We start from the raw sequence: 18,285 nt of genomic DNA, 5'->3' as shown, positions 1-18,285 counted from the left end.
ACCCCGAATCCCGGACCGGACGCGGGCTACGATCACCGGATGACCGTCCCGCAGCCTCCCGCCCCGCTGCCCGGTGCCCGGATGCTGTTCTCCCTCGACCCGGCGGTCAGTCACCTCAACCACGGCGCGTTCGGTGCCGTCCCGCTTCCGGTGCAACGGGCCCAGCAGCGGCTACGGGACGAGATGGAGACGAATCCGCACCGGTTCTTCTCCCGGGGGCTGGTCGAGCGGGTCGCCCACGCCCGGCGACACCTCGCGGGTTTCCTCGGTGCCGACCCGGAGGGCAGCGCGCTGGTCGGCAACACCACCACCGGGGTCGCCGTGGTGCTCCAGTCGCTCGGTCTGCGCCCCGGCGACGAGGTGCTGACGACCGACCACTGCTACGGGGCGGTCGTCCTCTCGGTGCACCGGGAGTGCGGGCGGACCGGGGCCTCGTCCCGGGTCCTTCCGGTGCCGCTCGACGCCACCGACGAGGAGATCGTGGAAACCGTCCGCGCGGGGCTGCGGCCGGGGCGGACCCGGTTGCTCGTGGTCGACCAGATCAGCTCGGCCACCGCCCGGCTGTTCCCGGTCGCGGCCGTCGTCGGTGTCGCCCGCGAGCAGGGGGTGCCGGTGCTGGTCGACGCCGCACACGTGCCCGGCATGCTGCCGGTCGGCGTGGAGAGCATCGGTGCCGACTTCTGGGTGGGCAACCTCCACAAGTGGGGGTACGCCCCGCGCGGCACCGCCCTGCTGGCGGTACGCCCACCGTGGCGGGAACGGATCGAGCCCCTGACGGTCTCCTGGGAGCAGGAGAGCGGCTACCCGGCGCGGGTCGAGTGGCAGGCGACCCTGGACTACACCAGTTGGCTCGCCGCGCCGGCGGGGCTCTACACGCTGCGCAACCTCGGCGTGGAGCAGGTGCGCGAGCACAACGCCGCCCTCGCGGCGTACGGCCAGCGGGTGGTCGGGGACGCCCTCGGCGTGGCACCGACCCACCTGCCGGACCCCGGCGGACCCGGGGTGGCGATGCGCCTCGTCCCGCTGCCGCCCGGGACGGCCACCACCTTCGAGACGGCGCAGGCGCTGCGGGACCGGATCGCCGACCGGCTCGCCACCGAGGTCGCGGTGGCGGCCTGGGGCGGCCGCGGCTGGTTGCGCCTCTGCGGGCAGGTCTACAACACTGCCGAGGAGTACGAACGCCTCGCGGTACGCCTGCCGCCCCTGCTCGCCCAGCGCTGACCCGGTCCGACCCGCCGGACGACCGGGACCACGGGCTGCCAGGACCACGCCGCCGGACGACCGGGCGACCGGGACCACGAAGCCGGGCACGGGCGGATCGACGAGGGGCAGCAGCCGCACCGGGACCGGCCCGAGCAGGGCGAGCGGATCGAGGTACTCCTCGCCCCGGCGCAGGCCCCAGTGCAGGCAGGCCGGTGCCGGACATCCGGCGTGCCCCGGCGACAGCTCTCCCAGCGGGGTGCCGGCGGCGACCCGGGTGCCGACCCGCACCGACGGCCGCACCGGCTCGTACGTGGTGCGCAGCCCCTCGGTGTGTCCCACGGTGACCACGGGTCGACCGGCGACCATGCCTGCGAAGAGCACCACCCCGGCGCCCGCCGAGCGGACCCGGGCGTCGGCCGGGGCGGCCAGGTCGACGCCCCGGTGACCGGGCAGCCAGGGCCGGGGCGGCGGGTCGAAGTCGCGAACCGGCGGGGACGGAGCGTCCAGCGGCCACCGGAAGACCGATCCGGCGGCCGGTCCCGCCGGATCGGGCAGCGGCACGGGCTTCACGGGAACCGGGGTCCGGACGACCGGATCGGCCACTGGTCCGGCCGCCGGGAGCACCGTCAACGCCAACGCCGCCATCGGGGCCACCAGCGTGGCCCGGGTCCGCACCGGCCTCCGTCGCGTCATGTCTGTCACGCCCCGCAGCGTGCCCGGCACGTCCGGTCGACGCCACGGGGCAGTGCTCACCTGTGGACGGTGCGACCTCCTGTGGACGAGCACCCACGCCTGCGGACGATCTGCTATGCCCGACCGCCCCGGCACCGGAGGTCCCGGGCTCTCTACGCTGGCTCGGTGGACAGCGACTGGTACGCCTGGCACGCCGACTACGACGACCCGGACTCCCCGCTCTCCCACCGGCTCACCGAGGTGCGGCGGCTGGCCCGCGTGGCGCTCGACCAGGCGCCCGCCGGACCGGTGCGGGCGGTCAGCCTCTGTGCCGGGCAGGGGCGGGACCTGATCCCCGTGCTGGCGGAGCACCCGCGGCGCGTCGACGTCACGGCCCGGCTGGTCGAGCTGGACCCGCGCAACGCCGAGCTGGCCGCCGGAGCCGTCCGGGCCGCCGGGCTCACCCGGGTCGAGGTGGTGCGGGACGACGCCGCGCGCACCGACGTCTGGGCGGATCTCGTGCCCGCCGAGATCGTCCTGGTCTGCGGGCTCTTCGGCAACATGACCGACGCCGACGTACGAGCGGTGGTCCGGCACTGCCGACAGCTCTGCGCGACCGGCGGCACCGTCGTCTGGACCCGGCACCGGGGCGCGCCGGACCTGGTCCCGACGATCTGCGACTGGTTCGCCGAGGAGGACTTCGCGCTGCTCTCCCTCACCGGTCCGACGATTCCCAGCGCGGTCGGGGCGCACCGCCTCACCGGGCGACCCCGCCCGCTGCCGTCCGGGGTGACCATGTTCGAGTTCGTCCGGTGACCTGACCGGCGGAATCCGGTGACCTGACCGGCAGCGGGATCCGTCAGCCCACCGGCGGTGCCGGGAACGGTCACGGCGACCACTGTGGACCGGGCGAACCGGATCGGCGCCGGCGGTGGCGACTGGTCGGCGCTGGCCGGACGGGCCGGCGGACGACAGTGGGCGGGTGGTCGGGGTCAGCCCGCGTGCCGGGTGGGTGGCGTCAGCCGCCGAAGCCGGAGTCGGCGGGGAGGGAGATGTCCGGCTTCTCCAACTCCTCGACGTTGACGTCCTTGAACGTCATCACCCGGACATTCTTGACGAACCGGGCAGGACGATACATGTCCCACACCCAGGCGTCGTGCATCTCGACCTCGAAGTAGACCTCGCCGTCCGAGTTGCGCACGTGCAGGTCGACCTGGTTGGCCAGGTAGAACCGGCGCTCGGTCTCCACCACGTAGGAGAACTGGCGGACAATGTCGCGGTACTCCCGGTAGAGCTGAAGCTCCATCTCGGTCTCGTACTTCTCGAGATCTTCCGCGCTCATCGCACTCCGCCCTCCATGACCACATCTTCCCCCACCGGTACCGGCGGTCGAGGCTGCTCGCCCAACGCCACGCCGACGGTACCCTCTGACCGCCCTGAACGCTCCATCGGCTCGTGGCCGTCGGCGACGACGGGGCGTCGGGAGCGGGGCGGACGCCCGTCCCGGCCCGACACGGCCGCCACGTTGACGTACGAGAACCGGTGCTCCGCGCAGGGCCCGTGCTCCCGCAGCGCGGCGGTGTGCTCGGTGGTGATGTACCCCTTGTGTTCGGCGAACCCGTACGCCGGGTACCGCGCGTCCAACTCCACCATCATCCGGTCCCGGGTGACCTTGGCGAGCACGCTCGCCGCCGCGACGCACGCCGCCACCCGGTCGCCCTTCCAGACCGCCAGCCCCGGCACGTCCAGGCCGTCGACGCGGAAGCCGTCGGTCAGGACGTACTCCGGCCGGGTGGTGAGCGAGGCGAGCGCCCTACGCATGGCGGCCAGGTTGCACACGTGCAGGCCACGGGCGTCGACCTCGTCGGCCGGGATCACCACCACCGCGTACGCCAGGGCCCGGGCGACCACCTCCGCGTACACCCGTTCCCGGCTGGCCGGGGTGAGCAGCTTGGAGTCGGCCAGCCCGTCGATCTCGCCCCGTCGGCCCTCCGGCAGCACCGCCGCGGCGGCCACCAGCGGTCCGGCACAGGCCCCCCGGCCGGCCTCGTCCGCGCCCGCGACGTGCCGGAAGCCCCGGCGTTGCAGTGCCCGTTCGAGGGCGTAGAGACCGCCGTCGCGGCGCACGACGGTACGCGGCGGCGTCAGCACCCCGCCTCACCTCCCAGCACCCGGGTCAGCAGCGCCGGCAGGTCCACCGGGTAGTACCGCTCGGTGGTGACCGCCAGCTCGTCGCGCGACCACCAGTGGTGCCCGGTGACACTGGCCCGCTCGACCTCGTCGAAGCCCGTGGTGTCCACCTCCCAGGCGGGCACCCGGACCAGGAAGAAGTCCTGCTCCTGCCGGTACCACACCCCGTCGAACGGGAACTCGACCGTCTCCCGCCACACCGCTGGTCCCAGCTCGGCGGGGGCCAGCCGGAGGCCGGTCTCCTCGGCCAGCTCCCGGGCCGCGCCGACGGCGGGTTCCTCACCGGCGTCCAAACCGCCACCCGGGGTGAACCAGTATCCGAAGTCGGGACGGGCCGGGTCGATCCCCCGGAAGAGCAGAACCCGCCCGGCCGCGTCGAGCAGCAGGACGCGCGCCGCGCGCCGGGGGGTGGGGGCAGTCACCTCTCCAGCCTGCCAGACCGGCCCCGCACCGCCTGCGGCCACCCTGGGCCCCGTCCCGGCGACCCGGCCGGCGTCAGGGGTTCGGGATGCCCTCGAAGCCGCTCGGCACCGAGAGCCAGGTGGCCCGGCTCACCGGCCAGAAGACGGTGAAGGCCCGCCCCACCACGTCGTCGACGGGGATGGTGGACTGGTCGATGTCCTGGAGCCGCTCCCAGTGCTCCAGCGAGTCGCCGGAGGCCGCCCGGTGGTCGCCCATCACCCAGAGCCGCCCCTTCGGGATGGTGACGTCGAACTCCTGGTCCGCTGGCTTGTCCCGCCGGCCGTCGACGGAGTAGACGTACGGCTCGTCCAGCGACCTGCCGTTGATCATGAGCCGGTCCTGCTCGTCACAGCAGACCACCCGGTCGCCCCCGACGCCGATCACGCGCTTGATGTAGTCCTCGCCGTCCGGGTTGCCGCTCCACTCGGTCGGCGCCTTGAAGACGATCACCTCGCCCCGTTCCGGGGAGCGGAAGTCGTAGACCAGCTTGTTGACCAGCACCCGGTCGTCGATCTGGAGAGTGTTCTCCATCGACGGCGAGGGGATGAAGAAGGTCTGCAACACGAAGGCGCGGACCAGCACCGCGACCAGGATCGCCACACCCAGGAGGACCGGCAGCTCCTTCCAGAAGGAACTGCGGGGCTTGTCGGTCTGCTCGTCTATCACGAGTGGAGCCTACGTCGCCCGACGCGCATCGATCGACCGGAACGCGCGACAACCCCGCCCACGCCGACCAGCGGCGCGAGCGGCAGCACCTGGCCGACCGGATGCGGTACGGCCGGCGCGGGCGCGGCCACCACGGCGTCGACCTCGGCGAACGTCTCCGGCACCGGCAGCGACGACCAGCGGGAGGACGGCCAGACGACCAGGAACGCCCGGCCCACCACGTTGTCGATCGGCACCGGCCCCTGGCAGCGGGCGTCCTGCGAGACCAGCCGGTGGTCGCCCAGCACGAAGATCTGCCCGGGTGGGACGACCACCTCGTCGAACCGGCGGGACCGGCACTCGCGGGGATTGGGGGGCAGGTCCAGTGGCGAGTCGCGCAGCACGTACGGCTCGTCGAGCGCGACGCCGTTCACGGTCACCCGGCCCTGCGCGTCGCAGCAGGCGACCCGGTCCCCGGGGGTCCCGATCACCCGCTTGATGAAGTCCTTCTCGCCGGGACGGCTCACTCCGACCAGGTCGCCGAGGGTCTGCCCGAGCTTGCCCAGGAACCCCGGCTCCGGCACCCCGTCCACCTGCGGTGCCCACCGGTCGGTGCCCCGGAACACCACCACCTCACCCCGGACCGGGTCGCGGACGTCGTAGACGACCTTGTTGACCAGCACCCGGTCCCCGACCAGCAGGGTGTCCTCCATCGAGCCGGACGGGATGAAGAACGCCTGGAGCAGGAACGTCCGGATCAGCACGGCGAGGCAGAAGGCGACGACCAGCAGCAGCGGCAGCTCCTGCCAGAGCGGCATCTGCCGGCGGGGCCGCCGGGGCCGGCGCCGCCACGGGTCGACCGCGCCGTCCTCGTTCACCGACTGCACCACGCCCACTCCCCGCATCAGCACAAACGACGACCGCCCGCCGAGCCTCGTCGAGGCTCCACGGGCGGTGAGAATCCGTCAGCACTGCTGCGCCCGCCCGACCAGCGTAGTGTGCCCGGGTCGGGGGGCCTCCGGCGTGTCGGCCGGTGTGGCGGCGAGATCAGCTGGGCTGCTTCTCGCGCTTCTCCTTGATCTTGGCCTTCTTGCCCCGCAGCTCACGCAGGTAGTAGAGCTTGGCCCGACGGACGTCACCACGGGTCACGATCTCGATGCGGTCGATCGCCGGGCTGTTGATCGGGTACGTCCGCTCGACGCCGACACCGAAGCTGATCTTGCGTACGGAGAAGGTCTCCCGCAGGCCGTCACCCTGACGGCGGATGACCACGCCCTGGAAGATCTGCACACGGGACCGGTTACCCTCGACGACCCGCGCGTGCACCTTGACGGTGTCACCGGCGCGGAAGTCGGGGAGGTCGGTCCGCTTGGACTGGGCGTCAAGGGCGTCCAGGATGTTCATCGCTGCAACCTCGTGAGGCTCACGGCGCGCCGGTGCTCGGCACGCGAACGGGTGATTCTGATCCTCGGGTGGTGGCCGGTGGAGACGACCCCGGTCGGGGATCCTCGTAGCCGCTCACGGCGCAAGCGGATACGGCAACCCCTCTACTCTGCCACATGCTCCCGGATGGCAGGGAACCCGGCCCGGTCGAGCGCGGCCCGGTCCTTCTTGTCCAACTGGTCCACGACGGAGGTGAGCATGTCCGGGCGGCGTTGGGCGGTCCGGCGCAGTGCCTCGTCCCGCCGCCAGCGGGCGATCCGCCCGTGGTCGCCGGAGCGGAGGACCTCCGGCACCTCGAGGTCGCGCCAGCTCGGCGGCTTGGTGTAGACCGGCGCCTCCAGCAGCCCGTGCGCGTGCGACTCCTCGTCCAGTGAGCCGGCGTTGCCGAGCACCCCGGGCAGCAGCCGGGTGACCGCCTCCAGGATCACCAGCACCGCCACCTCGCCGCCGAACAGGACGTAGTCGCCGAGGGAGACCTCGGTCACCGGCATCCGGGTGGCGGCGTGCTCCAGCACCCGCTGGTCGATGCCCTCGTACCGGCCGCAGGCGAAGAGGAGGTGCTCCTCGGCGGCCAACTCGTGCGCCATGGCCTGGGTGAACCGGGCCCCGGCCGGGGAGGGGACCAGCAGCCGGGGCGGCGGGGCCTGCGCCGGGGCGAGCGCGTCGAGCGCCTCGCCCCACGGCTCCGGCCGCATCACCATGCCCGGTCCGCCGCCGTACGGCGTGTCGTCGACCGTGCGATGCACGTCGTGGGTCCAGGTCCGCAGGTCGTGTACGGCCAACCGGAGCACCCCCCGCGCCCGGGCCCTGCCGATCAGCGACAGGTCGAGCGGGGTGAGGTACTCCGGGAAGATCGACACGACGTCGACGCGCATGGCGGGGGTCGCTCCTGCGGATGTCACGGTTGAAGCCGGCGTCACAGGTCGAGCAGCCCGCCCGGCGGGTCGACGACGACGCGACCGCCGGCCAGGTCGACCTCCGGCACGATCGCCCGGACGAACGGGATGAGCGCGGTACGCCCCTCGGGGCGCCGCACGACCAGCAGCTCGGAGGCGGGCGCGTGGTCGATGCGGGCCACCTCGCCCAGGTGTTCGCCGTCCGGGGTGACCACGGCCAGCCCGACGAGCTGGTGGTCGTGGAACTCCTCCGGGTCCTCCGGAGGCGCGATGCCGGCACTGTCCACCACGAGCAGCGTGCCCCGGAGCGCCTCGGCGACGTCCCGGTCGAGCACGCCCTCGAAGACGACCAGCAGGCGCCCCTGGTGCCAACGGGCGGACTCGATGGTCAGCCGGTCGGGCACCTGGTAGGGCACGCCCGGACCGGGTGCCGGGTTCGCGGGCCTCGCCCCCGGCTCGGTGGTCAACACCGATCCGGGGGCGAATCGCGCTTCAGGCTCGTCGGTCCGCACTTCCACGGTGACCTCACCACGGACACCGTGCGGCTTACCGATCCTGCCGATGACGAGGAGCATCAGTACGAGTCGACGATGTCGACGCGTACTCCGCGCCCGCCGATGGAGCCGATCACCTGGCGCAGCGCCTTGGCGGTCCGGCCGGACCGCCCGATCACCGTGCCGAGGTCCTCCGGGTGCACGCGGACTTCGAGCCGCTTCCCCCGACGGGAGTCCACCAGCCGGACGCGCACGTCGTCCGGGTGGTCGACGATCCCCTTGACCAGGTGCTCCAGGGCCGGACGAATGGCCACGTCAGGCCTGCTCGCCGGAGTCCGTACCGGCCTGCGCCTCGGCCTTCGGCGCCTCGGCCTTCTCGGCCTTCTTCGCCGGCTTGGCCGGGGCGTCGGTCAGACCGGCCGCGGCCTTCGCCTCGGCCTCGTACGCCTCCTGGCGGTTGACCCGCTCCGCGGCGACCTTCAGCGGCGGCGGGGCCGGCAGGCCCTTGAACTTCTGCCAGTCGCCGGTCAGCTCCAGCAGACGCTGCACCGCCTCGCTCGGCTGGGCGCCGACGGACAGCCAGTACTGGACCCGGTCCGACTTGACCTCGATCACCGAAGGGTCTTCCTTCGGCTGGTAGATCCCGACGAACTCGATCGCGCGACCGTCCCGCTTGGTGCGGGAGTCGGCGACGACGATGCGGTACTGCGGGTTGCGGATCTTGCCCATCCGCAGGAGCCGGATCTTTACGGCCACAGTGTTTTCGCTCCTGTTGCGATTCTCACCGGCCCGAACGGGCGGTGCGGCGGGGTGAGAGCCGACCGGCACAGTGGGGATGGGCCGGGGACTGCTCGGGTGGACTGGCGGCATGCCCGGGTTAGAGGGCGCCGGACACGCGCCGGATACCAGCCAGCCATTCTGCCAGATTCCAGGCCGATCCCTCGCACCGGGTCGGCCGACACCCGCCGGACGGCCGGGGTCAACGGACGGGCGGGCGGTCCCAGCCCGGCGGCAGGGCCGACGGCGCGACCCAGTCCGACGGTGGGGTGAAGTCACACCAGGTGCCGTCGAAGGGGAACTTCCCCGCCTCGGCGAGCGCGATCACCCGCCGCCCCTCGGCACGGACCGCGGCCTCGTCGGCCACCCAGTAGTGCTCGGGCAGGGCGAGCCGCTCGGCGAACTCCTCCTCGTCCTTCCACTGCCAGCTCAGGTCCGATCGCACGACCACGTCGAGGTCCTGGTCGACCATGTCGACACCGGCGAGGTGACCGTCGTCCCAGCGGACGCCCGGTTCCTCCAGGTTCACGTACCAGTTGGCGAAACATCCCTCGTCGTCGGAGAACCACCAGACCGAGTGGGCGGCCCCGGCGGGCAGGAACTTCAGCAACGGCGGGCCGTTCCAGCGGCTCACCGCCAGCCCGTACGACGGGGAGGTCACCCACTCGGCGAACGGCATCGTCCGCATGCCCCGGCCGTCGGCGCTGACCTCGCTGGCCACCGGGGAGTCCCGGGCGATCCACAGCAGCAGGCCGCGCTCGTCGTCACTGACCACCCGGGCCGGGCGGACCCAGCCGATCCGGCCCCGCCGCACGTTCCGGTGCACGATCAGTCGTCCCGGCTCGAACCGCACCCGCGCCTCCCCCGTTCGCTGTCCCGCCGTCCCGCCGACTCGCCGGTCCGCCTGCCCGTCTGTAGGGGACCCCTGCTCCGCACCAGGCGGTAACCGGGGTCCCCTGCTACCACCTCAGGTCAGTACGCCCGGGCGAGGATGGCGACCAGGTCGGGCTCGTCCTCCGAGTCGGGCACGGAACCGTCGGCCCGCAGCAGGCAGCGCACGGTCACGCCCTGGGCGTTCGCCTCGGCCTCGCCCGCGACACCCACCGCCGACCACGGCACCCGGGCCCAGCCGGTGCCGGCGGCCTCGATCGCCTCGGCCAGGGTGGCCACCTCGCGGGTACGGGACTCGCGGTGGGCCAGCGCCTGGTCGTACAGGGCCTGCTGGTCGGCGGTGAGCGCGGCGAGCACCGCGTCGAGCACGTCGGTCACCGGCACCGGGGTCTTCGAGCCGTCCGTCCGGCGGACCACCACCGCGTTGCCGGCCGCCAGGTCACGGGGGCCGACCTCGACGCGTACCGGGTAGCCGCGCAGCTCGGCGTCGACGGCCCGGCGGCCGAACGGGGTGTCGGTGCGGTCGTCGAGCGCGACCCGGACCCCGGCGTCGCGCAGCGCGTCACGGAGCTTGCCGGCCGCCTCACCGACGCCCTCGCCGTCCTTGACCACCATCACGTACACCTGGATCGGCGCCAGCTTCGGCGGCACCCGCAGGCCGTTGTCGTCGCCGTGGCACATGATCAGGCCGCCGAGCATCCGGGTCGAGGTGCCCCAGGAGGTCGTCCAGGCGTGCTCCCGGCCGCCCTCGGCCGAGGAGTAGGTGATGTCGAACGCCTTGGCGAAGTTCTGCCCCAGCTCGTGGCTGGTGCCGAGCTGGAGGGCCTTGCCGTCGCCCATCATGCCTTCGAGGGTGTAGGTCGCGGTCGCCCCGGCGAACCGCTCCCGGGCGGTCTTCAGACCCACCTGCACCGGGATGGCCAGGACGTTCACCATCAGGTCCTCGTACGCCTCGTGCAGGATCCGGCGGGCGTAGGCGCGGGCGTCCTCGCGGGTGGCGTGCGCGGTGTGCCCCTCCTGCCAGAGGAACTCGCTGGTCCGCAGGAAGACCCGGGGGCGCAGCTCCCAGCGGACCACGTTGGCCCACTGGTTGAGCAGGAGCGGGAGGTCCCGGTAGGAGTCCACCCACTTGGCCATGAACTCACCGATGACCGTCTCGCTGGTCGGCCGCACGACCACCGGCTCGGCGAGCTGCTTGCCGCCGCCGTGGGTGACCACCGCCAGCTCGGGCGAGAAGCCCTCGACGTGCTCGGCCTCCCGCTTGAGGTAGCTCTCCGGGATGAAGAGCGGGAAGTATGCGTTCTCCGCGCCGGCGTCCTTGATCCGGGCGTCCATCTCGGACTGCATCCGTTCCCAGATGGCGTAGCCGGCCGGTCGGATGACCATGGTGCCCCGCACCGGCCCGTTGTCGGCGAGCTTCGCCTTGGCGATCAGGTCCTGGTACCAGCGGGGGAAGTCCTCCGCGCGGGGAGTGAGCACGCGTGCCATGACCGGACATCCTATGCGCCCGGCCGGCGACGGCCGCGACCGGACGCGGCTGGTCCCGTCGGTCCGGGGCGAACGGCGGACGGCTCTGCCATCATGAGAGAGCCCGTTCCGGGCTGCCGAGCCGAGCCCGCCGGCCTCCCGGCCATCCGAAAACCGGACGAACGACCCGGGCCGGCGACGCGGAGAACGGAAGGCGGACGGTGGACCTTGCCGAGGCGATGCGCCAGATGCTGCGCGCGTCGCACCGTACCCGCCCGGAGGACCTGCCGGAGCTGGTGATGCGGGTCGCGCCGCTGCTGGACGCGAACGCGGTGCTGCTCCACCTCGTCGACCACCAGCAGCGGTGGCTGGTGCCGCTCACCGGCACGCTCCCCCCGGCCCGCCAACCGGTGCCGATCTCGGGCACGGTCGCCGGACGGACGTTCAGCACGCTGGCCGACCACGAGGTCCCCGGCCCGGACGGGATGTCGCTCTGGATTCCCCTGCTGGACGGCGCCGAGCGACTCGGGGTGCTGGAGGTGGTCAGTGCCGGCGGCTACGACGAGGCGCGCCACGACGATCTGCGGATCTTCGCCACCCTGATGGCCGAGCTGCTGATCACCCGGGGCCTCTACGGTGACACCCTGGAGCTGGTCCGGCGACGCGCGCCGATGCAGCTGCCCGCCGAGCTGCTGCGCGCCCAGCTCCCGCCGCTGACCTTCGCCACCGAACGGCTGGTGATCAGCGGACTGCTGGAGCCCTGCTACGAGGTGGGCGGGGACGCCTTCGACTACGCGGTCAACGGTGACCTGGCCCACCTGGCGCTCCTCGACGCGGTCGGCCACGGCTCGCAGGGCGGCCTGCGGGCCGCCGTGCTCGCCTCGATCGCGCTGGCCGCGTACCGCAACGCCCGGCGCGCCGCGCTGCCGCTGATCGAGACGTACCACCACATCGACCGGGCGGTCCGGGCCCACGACCGGGCCGGGATGATCACGGCGGTCCTGGCCGAGCTGGACCAGGGCACCGGGCGGCTACGGGTGATCTCGGCCGGGCATCCGAGCGGGCTGGTGCTGCGCGGCGGCAGGGTGGTGCGGGTCCTGCCGACACCGACCGCGCTGCCGATGACCCTGGGCGATCTGCAAGCTCCACGGGTGGTCGAGGAGGACCTGCAGCCCGGCGACGACGTGCTGCTCTACACCGACGGGATCGTCGAGGCACGCTCGGCCGACGGTGAGCCGTTCGGCGTGGACCGGCTGGTCGACTTCGCCGTCCGGGCCCTGGCCGACGGCCTGCCCGCCCCGGAGACCACCCGCCGGCTCGTGCACGCCATCCTCGACTACCAGAACGACGAGCTGACCGACGACGCCACCGTGTTGATGGCCCGTTGGCTGGGCTGACGCGTCCCCACGCGCCCGCTGCGACCACGTGCCCCCGTACCGCACGAGCGCGGCGACCCGGCCGGTGCGCGACCGTAGACTTCGGCCGGATGGACGGAATCCGGGACACCGCGCGACAGCGGCTGCGCGACACGATCGTCGACGCCGCCCGCGCGCAGACCGTCGCCGTCGGCTGGGACGGCGTCCGCATGGGCAGCGTGGCGAACGCGGCGGGGGTGAGCCGGCAGACCGTCTACAACGAGTTCGGCAGCAAGGCGGGGCTGGCCGAGGCGCTCGCCCGCCGCGAGGTCGACCGGTTCGTCGCGGACGTCCGGGCGGCGCTGCGCCGGCACGGCGACGACGTGCGGGCCGGGGCGTACGCGGCGATCGCGCACACCCTCACCGAGGCGGCCGGGAACCCGTTGATCAAGGCGATCCTGACCAGTGCTCGCGGCGGCTCGGACGCGCTGCTGCCCTACCTGACCACCCGCGCGGAGCTGGTGCTCGACGAGGCGACGGACGCGTTGCTGGAATGGGCCGGCCACCGGCTGCCGGAGGCCGACCCGGCGGCCCTGGCCTTCGCCGCCGACGCGGTCGTCCGCCTGGTGGTCAGCCACATCGTGCTGCCGCAGGCACCTCCCGACCGGACCGCGCGGCACCTGACGAACCTGGCCCTCCACCTTCTCTCCGCCACCACCCCGACCGCCGTTCCCATTCCGGCCGCCGTGCCCACCCCGGCGGTCGGCCACGAGGTCACGGGCGCCCGGCGGGTCGCCCCGCCGGCTTCCTGAGCGCCGGCCGGGAGGACTCCGTGTCTCCGCAGGTTCAGCGGAGCGGGCGGCCCCGGAGGACGACGCGGGTGGGGGCGCGCACGACACGCAGGTCGCGGCGCGGGTCCTCGGGGTAGACGACCAGATCGGCGGGGCCACCCTCGGTGAGTCCGCCGAAGCCGAGCCAGGCCCGCCCGCCCCAGGAGGCGGCGGCGAGCACGTCCGCCGGGGACATCCCGGCCCGCTCGTGCAACAGCAGCATCTCGTCGGCGGCCAGCCCGTGGTCGATGCCGCCGCCCGCGTCGGTGCCGACGTAGATCGGCACACCGGCCTCGTACGCGGCCCGGACCACGTCGGGGAAGCCGTCCCGCAGGGCGAGCATGTGGTCGGCGTATCCGGGGAACTTCTCCCGCGCCTGGTCGGCGATCCGGCCGAAGGTCTGAATGTTGATCATGGTGGGCACCAGGGCGGTCCCGCGCCGGGCCATCTCGTCGACCAGGTCGACGCCGAGGCCGGTGCCGTGCTCCACCGAGTCCACCCCGGCCCGCACCATGATCGCCACGGCCTCCTCGGAGAAGGTGTGCACTGCGGCACGCACCCCGGCGGCGTGCGCGGCCTCGACCGCTGCGGTCATGGTCGCCGCGTCCCAGGCCGGCGCGAGATCCCCGACGCCCCGGTCGATCCAGTCGCCGACCAGCTTGACCCAACCGTTGCCGGCGCGGGCCTGCGCGGCCACGGTCGCGGCCACCTCGGCCGCGGGCACCTCCACCCCGATGTCCCGCAGGTAGCGCCGGGGCGGGGCGATGTGCCGGCCGGCGCGCGCCAGTCGCGGCAGGTCGGGGTCGTCGTCGAGTTCCGGGTACGGATACGGCGAACCGGCGTCGCGGATGGCCAGCACCCCGGCGTCCCGGTCGACGATGGCCAGTTCCCGCGCCTGCTCCAGCGAGCCGACCGGCGCGCCGCCCCGGACGATGCCGATGTGACAGTGCGCGTCGACCAGGCCGGGCAGGATCCACCCGCCGTCGGCGATCGTCTCCGCGCCGGCGACCGGCTCGAAGGTCACCCGGTCCCCCACCAGCCACAGGTCGCGCTCCTCGTCGTCGGGGAGCACCACGCCGCGTACGTGCCAGGCCATTCGTCCTCCGTCTTACCGGTAGCGGGCGGTCGGAGCCATTCTTCCCCGCCGCGCCGGGGGTCGCGGACCACCCTCCCGCCACCTGTCACATCCGTAACGAATCAAACACGCAGCGCAACACGAACGGTCGATTGACAGATTTATTTATTTAAGCCTGCCTTGATGTAGAGGACACGCGGGATCAAGATGCACCGATGGATCCCGGGGCACCCGGGCCTCTTCTCCTCGCCTCACAAAGGAGTGTCACAACCGTGTCACCACGAAGATGGCGTGTGGCAGTGCTCGGTCTCGCGGTCGGCCTGACCATCCCCGTCGGTGCCGTCGGGCACCCCGCCTCGGCCGCGCCGGACCAGGCCGGAACCGCGCGGGCGGTGGCCGCCAAGGTCGACAAGAAGGTCACCAAGCGGATCGCCGACACCGGCAAGTCGGCCTTCTGGGTCTTCCTCGACAGCCAGGCCGACCTGACCACCACGGCGAAGCTGCGCACCAAGGCGGAGAAGGGCGCCGCCGTGCTGCGGGCCAAGACCGCCCACGCCGAGCGCAGCCAGGCCGGACTCCGTAGCCTGCTGACCAAGCGGGGGGCCGAGTTCACGCCCTTCTGGCTGGTCAACACCATCAAGGTCACCGGCGACGCCAAGCTCCTCGAGGAGCTGGCCACGCACGGCGACGTACGGGAGATCGTCGCCGACGACCCGGTGAGCATCCCCGAGCCGCTCCCGGGCCAGACCCTCGCGACGGTGAACGGCATCGAGTGGAACATCGACCGGATCAACGCCCCGCAGGTCTGGAACGAGCTGGGCGTCCGGGGCGAGGGCGTCGTCATCGGCGGGATCGACACCGGTGTCAACTACCTGCACCCCGCCCTCAACGCCAGTTACCGGGGCCGCAGCGCCGACGGCAGCTACGACCACAACTACAACTGGTTCGACCCGTCCGGCTCGTGCAGCGCCGACGAGCCCTGCGACAACAACGACCACGGCAGCCACACCATGGGGAGCATGGTCGGGCTGGACGGCGAGAACGTCGTCGGCGTCGCCCCGAACGCGAAGTGGATCGCCGCCAAGGGCTGCGAGTCCAGCTCCTGCTCGCGGACCTCGCTGCTGGCCTCCGGGCAGTGGATGCTCGCCCCGACCGACATCAACGGCGCGAACCCCCGCCCGGACCTCGCGCCGGACGTGATCAACAACTCGTGGGGCAACACCACCTACGACCCGTGGTACGCCGAGACCGTCTCGGCCTGGGTGGCCGCCGGCATCTTCCCGGCGTTCTCCAACGGCAACAGCGGGCCCGGCTGCAACACCTCGGGCAGCCCCGGCATGTACTCGATCAGCTACAGCTCCGGCGCGTTCGACGTGAACAACGCGATCGCCAGCTTCTCCAGCCGGGGCACCGGCGAGAACGGCGAGATCAAGCCGAACATCGCCGCTCCGGGTGCGAACGTCCGCTCGTCCACCCGCACCGGCTACGGCTCGTTCAGCGGCACCTCGATGGCCTCGCCGCACACCGCCGCCACGGTGGCGCTGATGTGGTCGGCCTCCCCCGCCATCCACGGGGACATCGCCGCCACCCGGGCCATCCTGGACCAGACCGCCATCGACGTGGACGCCCTCACCTGCGGCGGCACCGTCGCGAAGAACAACGTCTTCGGTGAGGGCCGGCTCGACGCGTACGCGGCGGTCGACGCGACCCCGCGCGGCGCGCTCGGCACCGTGGACGGCCACGTCACCTCCGGTGGCGCGCCGCTCGCCGGGGCCACCGTGGCCGTGACCGGCCCGATGACCCGCACCGGTGCCACCGCCGCCGACGGGTCGTACGGGTTCGACCGGCTCATGGTCGGCGACTACACCGTGACGGTCAGCAAGTTCGGCTACGTCACCGCCACCGGGCAGGTGACGGTCACCGAGAACCAGACGGTCAGCAAGGACGTCGTCGTCGAGCAGGCCCCCTCGGCCACGCTCAGCGGCACGGTGAGCACCTCGGCCGGACCGGCGACGGGCGCTACCGTCAGCGTGCTGAACACCCCGCTCACCGCCACCGCCGACGAGCAGGGCAACTACTCGGTGACCGTCCCGCAGGGCAGCTACGAGGTGCGCTTCACGCACGCCTACCGGTGCGCGGACGCGGTCACCCGGTCGACGACGGTCGACGCCGACACGGACCTGGACGTCGCCCTGCCCGACCGGGTGGACAGCTTCGGGTACGCCTGCGGCGCGGCCGGCGGCACCTTCACCCCCGGCACCGAGCTGGTGAACGTCACCGGCGACGACCGGGCCACGCCGATCTCCCTGCCCTTCCGGGTGCCGCTGTACGGAAAGTCGTACAAGGACGCCTGGGTCAGCACCAACGGTGTGCTGGGCTTCGGCACCTCCTCCACCAACCGGGTCAACACCACGATTCCCAGCACGGTCGCCCCGAACCTCGCCCTCTTCCCGTTCTGGGACGACCTCTACGTCGAGACCGACTCGGCGATCTACACCACGGTCGGCGGCAGCGCCCCGCGCCGGACCTTCACCGTGGAGTGGCGCAACGTGGCGATCTACGCCAACCGCAGCCAGCGGCTGACGTTCAGCGCCACGATCGGCGAGGACGGCTCGGTCGTCTACCGGTACAAGGACATCGCCGGCACCGGCGACGAGACCGGCACCGGGGCCACCATCGGCCTGGAGAACGCCGACGGCACCGCCGGCTTCCTCTACTCCTTCAACACCGGCGCGGTCGCCGACGGCACCGCCATCGCGTTCCGCACCACCCGCACCGGCGTCCTCTCCGGCGTGCTCACCGACGCCAACGACGGGCTGCCGCTGACCGGGGCGACGGTCACCGCCACGGTCGGCGACGCCACGGTCAGCGACACCTCGGACGCCAGCGGCCGGTACCTGATCCAGGCCCCGGCCGGCGCGGTCGAGCTGAGCCTGGCCCAGCCGAACTACGAGACCTCCAACGCCACGACCACCCTGGCCGCCGGCGCGCTGGAGACCCGGTCGGCGGCGCTGCGCACCGCCCGGATCGGCGCCAACGCCAGCAGCCTCACGGCCACCGCTCCGGCCGGGCAGACCCGCAGCCGGTCGATCGCCCTGAGCAACACCGGGGCGCTCGGCACCGACGTCACGGTCACCGAACTGGACGCCGACGGGTTCCCGGCGGACCTCGGCTGGCTGGAGTTGTCCGGCACCACCGCCACCGTGGCGGCCGGCGGCCGGCACACCGTCGGGGTGACGATCCGCACCGCCGGGCTGGCCCCCGGCAGCCACCACCAGGCGAAGGTGCAGATCAGCTCGGCCAGCGGCCGGAAGCCGGTGATCGTCCTGCCGGTCACCCTGGTCGTGCCGAGCTACACGCTGGCCATCGACGCCGGGGGCACCGCCGGCCGGACCGACGTCGAGGGGCAGACCTGGTCGCCCGACCAGGCGTACTCCGCCGGCAAGGCGGGTTACCTCGGCACCTCGAGCCGCCGGACCACCAGCACGAAGATCACCGGCACCAACGACCCGGCCCGCTTCGCCACCCAGCGCGAGGGGATGTACGAGTACCGGGTCGACGGGCTCGCCGACGGCTGGTACACCGTCGAGCTGGACTTCGCCGAGGTCAAGCAGCAGCGGCCGGACAAGCGCGTCTTCGACGTGCTGCTGGAGGGCCAGGAGGTGCTGCCCTCGCTGGACGTGGCCGGTGAGGTCGGCAGCTACGCCGCGTTGAACCGCACGTACACCGTCCAGGTGACCGACGGGCAGCTCAACGTCCGGTTCGTCACGCACGCCGGCTACGGCCAGCCGATCGTCAACGCCCTCCGGGTGACCAACCGCCCGGACCTCGGCGTCTGACCTGAGATGAGGCAAGTGGGGCCCGGCCGGAAGGCCGGGCCCCACG

18 protein-coding genes and 1 pseudogene are annotated in these 18,285 nt (G+C 72.9%); 5 read left to right on the top strand and 14 right to left on the bottom strand.

Translation table 11 applies throughout. From position 1 onward, the window contains the following. Positions 1-39 precede the first annotated feature (39 nt). The gene (locus ACIBJE_RS00475) at positions 40-1,221 is read left to right on the top strand and encodes an aminotransferase class V-fold PLP-dependent enzyme (protein ID WP_396741233.1); all 1,182 of its coding nucleotides are present in this window, start codon (positions 40-42) and stop codon (positions 1,219-1,221) included. A 102-nt stretch (positions 1,222-1,323) separates the two neighbouring features. On the opposite strand, the pseudogene ACIBJE_RS00470 reads toward ACIBJE_RS00475, so the two are convergent. Continuing rightward, positions 1,324-1,896 (bottom strand): annotated as a pseudogene (locus ACIBJE_RS00470) (M23 family metallopeptidase); the annotation flags it as partial. A 165-nt stretch (positions 1,897-2,061) separates the two neighbouring features. On the opposite strand from ACIBJE_RS00470, the gene ACIBJE_RS00465 reads away from it, so the two are divergent. Further along, on the top strand, positions 2,062-2,691 hold the full coding sequence (locus ACIBJE_RS00465) for a class I SAM-dependent methyltransferase family protein (protein WP_396741231.1): 630 nt from the start codon (positions 2,062-2,064) through the stop codon (positions 2,689-2,691). A gap of 202 nt (positions 2,692-2,893) precedes the next feature. On the opposite strand, the gene ACIBJE_RS00460 is transcribed toward ACIBJE_RS00465, so the two are convergent. The 12 genes from ACIBJE_RS00460 to proS all read right to left on the bottom strand — a co-directional run bounded on the left by ACIBJE_RS00460 (position 2,894) and on the right by proS (position 11,161). Next, complete coding sequence (locus tag ACIBJE_RS00460) at positions 2,894-3,217, bottom strand: DUF2469 domain-containing protein (RefSeq protein ID WP_007075222.1); 324 nt, start codon at positions 3,215-3,217, stop codon at positions 2,894-2,896. Further along, entirely contained in the window at positions 3,214-4,026 is an 813-nt protein-coding gene (locus ACIBJE_RS00455) for a ribonuclease HII (RefSeq protein WP_396741229.1), read from the bottom strand. The genes ACIBJE_RS00460 and ACIBJE_RS00455 overlap by 4 nt, the downstream gene beginning before the upstream one ends. Beyond that, a complete protein-coding gene (locus tag ACIBJE_RS00450) occupies positions 4,020-4,487 on the bottom strand; it encodes an NUDIX hydrolase (protein ID WP_396741227.1) in 468 nt (155 codons plus the stop codon). Before ACIBJE_RS00450 ends, ACIBJE_RS00455 begins: the two co-directional genes overlap by 7 nt. Positions 4,488-4,560: 73 nt before the next feature. Then, complete coding sequence (lepB, locus tag ACIBJE_RS00445) at positions 4,561-5,193, bottom strand: signal peptidase I (protein ID WP_396741225.1); 633 nt, start codon at positions 5,191-5,193, stop codon at positions 4,561-4,563. Continuing rightward, positions 5,190-6,062 carry a signal peptidase I gene (gene lepB / locus ACIBJE_RS00440; protein ID WP_396741223.1) on the bottom strand — a complete coding sequence of 291 codons (873 nt, stop codon included), beginning with the start codon at positions 6,060-6,062 and terminating at the stop codon, positions 5,190-5,192. The genes lepB (ACIBJE_RS00445) and lepB (ACIBJE_RS00440) overlap by 4 nt, the downstream gene beginning before the upstream one ends. A 157-nt stretch (positions 6,063-6,219) precedes the next feature. Further along, on the bottom strand, positions 6,220-6,576 hold the full coding sequence (gene rplS / locus ACIBJE_RS00435) for a 50S ribosomal protein L19 (RefSeq protein ID WP_091458359.1): 357 nt from the start codon (positions 6,574-6,576) through the stop codon (positions 6,220-6,222). 143 nt (positions 6,577-6,719) lie between these two features. After that, complete coding sequence (gene trmD, locus ACIBJE_RS00430) at positions 6,720-7,490, bottom strand: tRNA (guanosine(37)-N1)-methyltransferase TrmD (protein WP_396741221.1); 771 nt, start codon at positions 7,488-7,490, stop codon at positions 6,720-6,722. 41 nt (positions 7,491-7,531) lie between these two features. Beyond that, the gene (rimM, locus tag ACIBJE_RS00425) at positions 7,532-8,086 is read right to left on the bottom strand and encodes a ribosome maturation factor RimM (protein WP_396741219.1); all 555 of its coding nucleotides are present in this window, start codon (positions 8,084-8,086) and stop codon (positions 7,532-7,534) included. Further along, on the bottom strand, positions 8,086-8,319 hold the full coding sequence (locus ACIBJE_RS00420) for an RNA-binding protein (protein ID WP_088980193.1): 234 nt from the start codon (positions 8,317-8,319) through the stop codon (positions 8,086-8,088). Before ACIBJE_RS00420 ends, rimM begins: the two co-directional genes overlap by 1 nt. A 1-nt stretch (position 8,320) precedes the next feature. Continuing rightward, a complete protein-coding gene (gene rpsP, locus ACIBJE_RS00415; protein WP_396741216.1) occupies positions 8,321-8,761 on the bottom strand; it encodes a 30S ribosomal protein S16 in 441 nt (146 codons plus the stop codon). A gap of 223 nt (positions 8,762-8,984) precedes the next feature. Beyond that, on the bottom strand, positions 8,985-9,635 hold the full coding sequence (locus tag ACIBJE_RS00410) for a DUF402 domain-containing protein (protein ID WP_396741214.1): 651 nt from the start codon (positions 9,633-9,635) through the stop codon (positions 8,985-8,987). A 119-nt stretch (positions 9,636-9,754) separates the two neighbouring features. Then, complete coding sequence (gene proS, locus ACIBJE_RS00405) at positions 9,755-11,161, bottom strand: proline--tRNA ligase (protein ID WP_396741212.1); 1,407 nt, start codon at positions 11,159-11,161, stop codon at positions 9,755-9,757. Between the two features lie 200 nt (positions 11,162-11,361). On the opposite strand from proS, the gene ACIBJE_RS00400 reads away from it, so the two are divergent. Then, a complete protein-coding gene (locus ACIBJE_RS00400) occupies positions 11,362-12,537 on the top strand; it encodes a PP2C family protein-serine/threonine phosphatase (RefSeq protein WP_396741211.1) in 1,176 nt (391 codons plus the stop codon). A gap of 89 nt (positions 12,538-12,626) precedes the next feature. Next, a complete protein-coding gene (locus ACIBJE_RS00395) occupies positions 12,627-13,307 on the top strand; it encodes a TetR family transcriptional regulator (protein ID WP_396741209.1) in 681 nt (226 codons plus the stop codon). A gap of 34 nt (positions 13,308-13,341) precedes the next feature. Here the strand turns inward: ACIBJE_RS00395 and ACIBJE_RS00390 are convergent, their stop codons facing one another. Then, positions 13,342-14,421, bottom strand: a complete 1,080-nt coding sequence (locus ACIBJE_RS00390) for an amidohydrolase family protein (protein WP_396741207.1) — start codon at positions 14,419-14,421, stop codon at positions 13,342-13,344. 272 nt (positions 14,422-14,693) lie between these two features. Here ACIBJE_RS00390 and ACIBJE_RS00385 point away from each other — a divergent pair, with 272 nt between their 5' ends. Further along, positions 14,694-18,239, top strand: a complete 3,546-nt coding sequence (locus tag ACIBJE_RS00385) for a S8 family serine peptidase (protein WP_396741205.1) — start codon at positions 14,694-14,696, stop codon at positions 18,237-18,239. Positions 18,240-18,285 lie beyond the last annotated feature (46 nt).

The sequence above is a fragment of the Micromonospora sp. NPDC050187 genome, from assembly GCF_044459745.1.
Lineage (GTDB): Bacteria > Actinomycetota > Actinomycetes > Mycobacteriales > Micromonosporaceae > Micromonospora.
The sequence above is the reverse complement of the archived record's forward strand: the minus strand, read 5'-3'. Positions and strand labels throughout refer to the sequence as shown.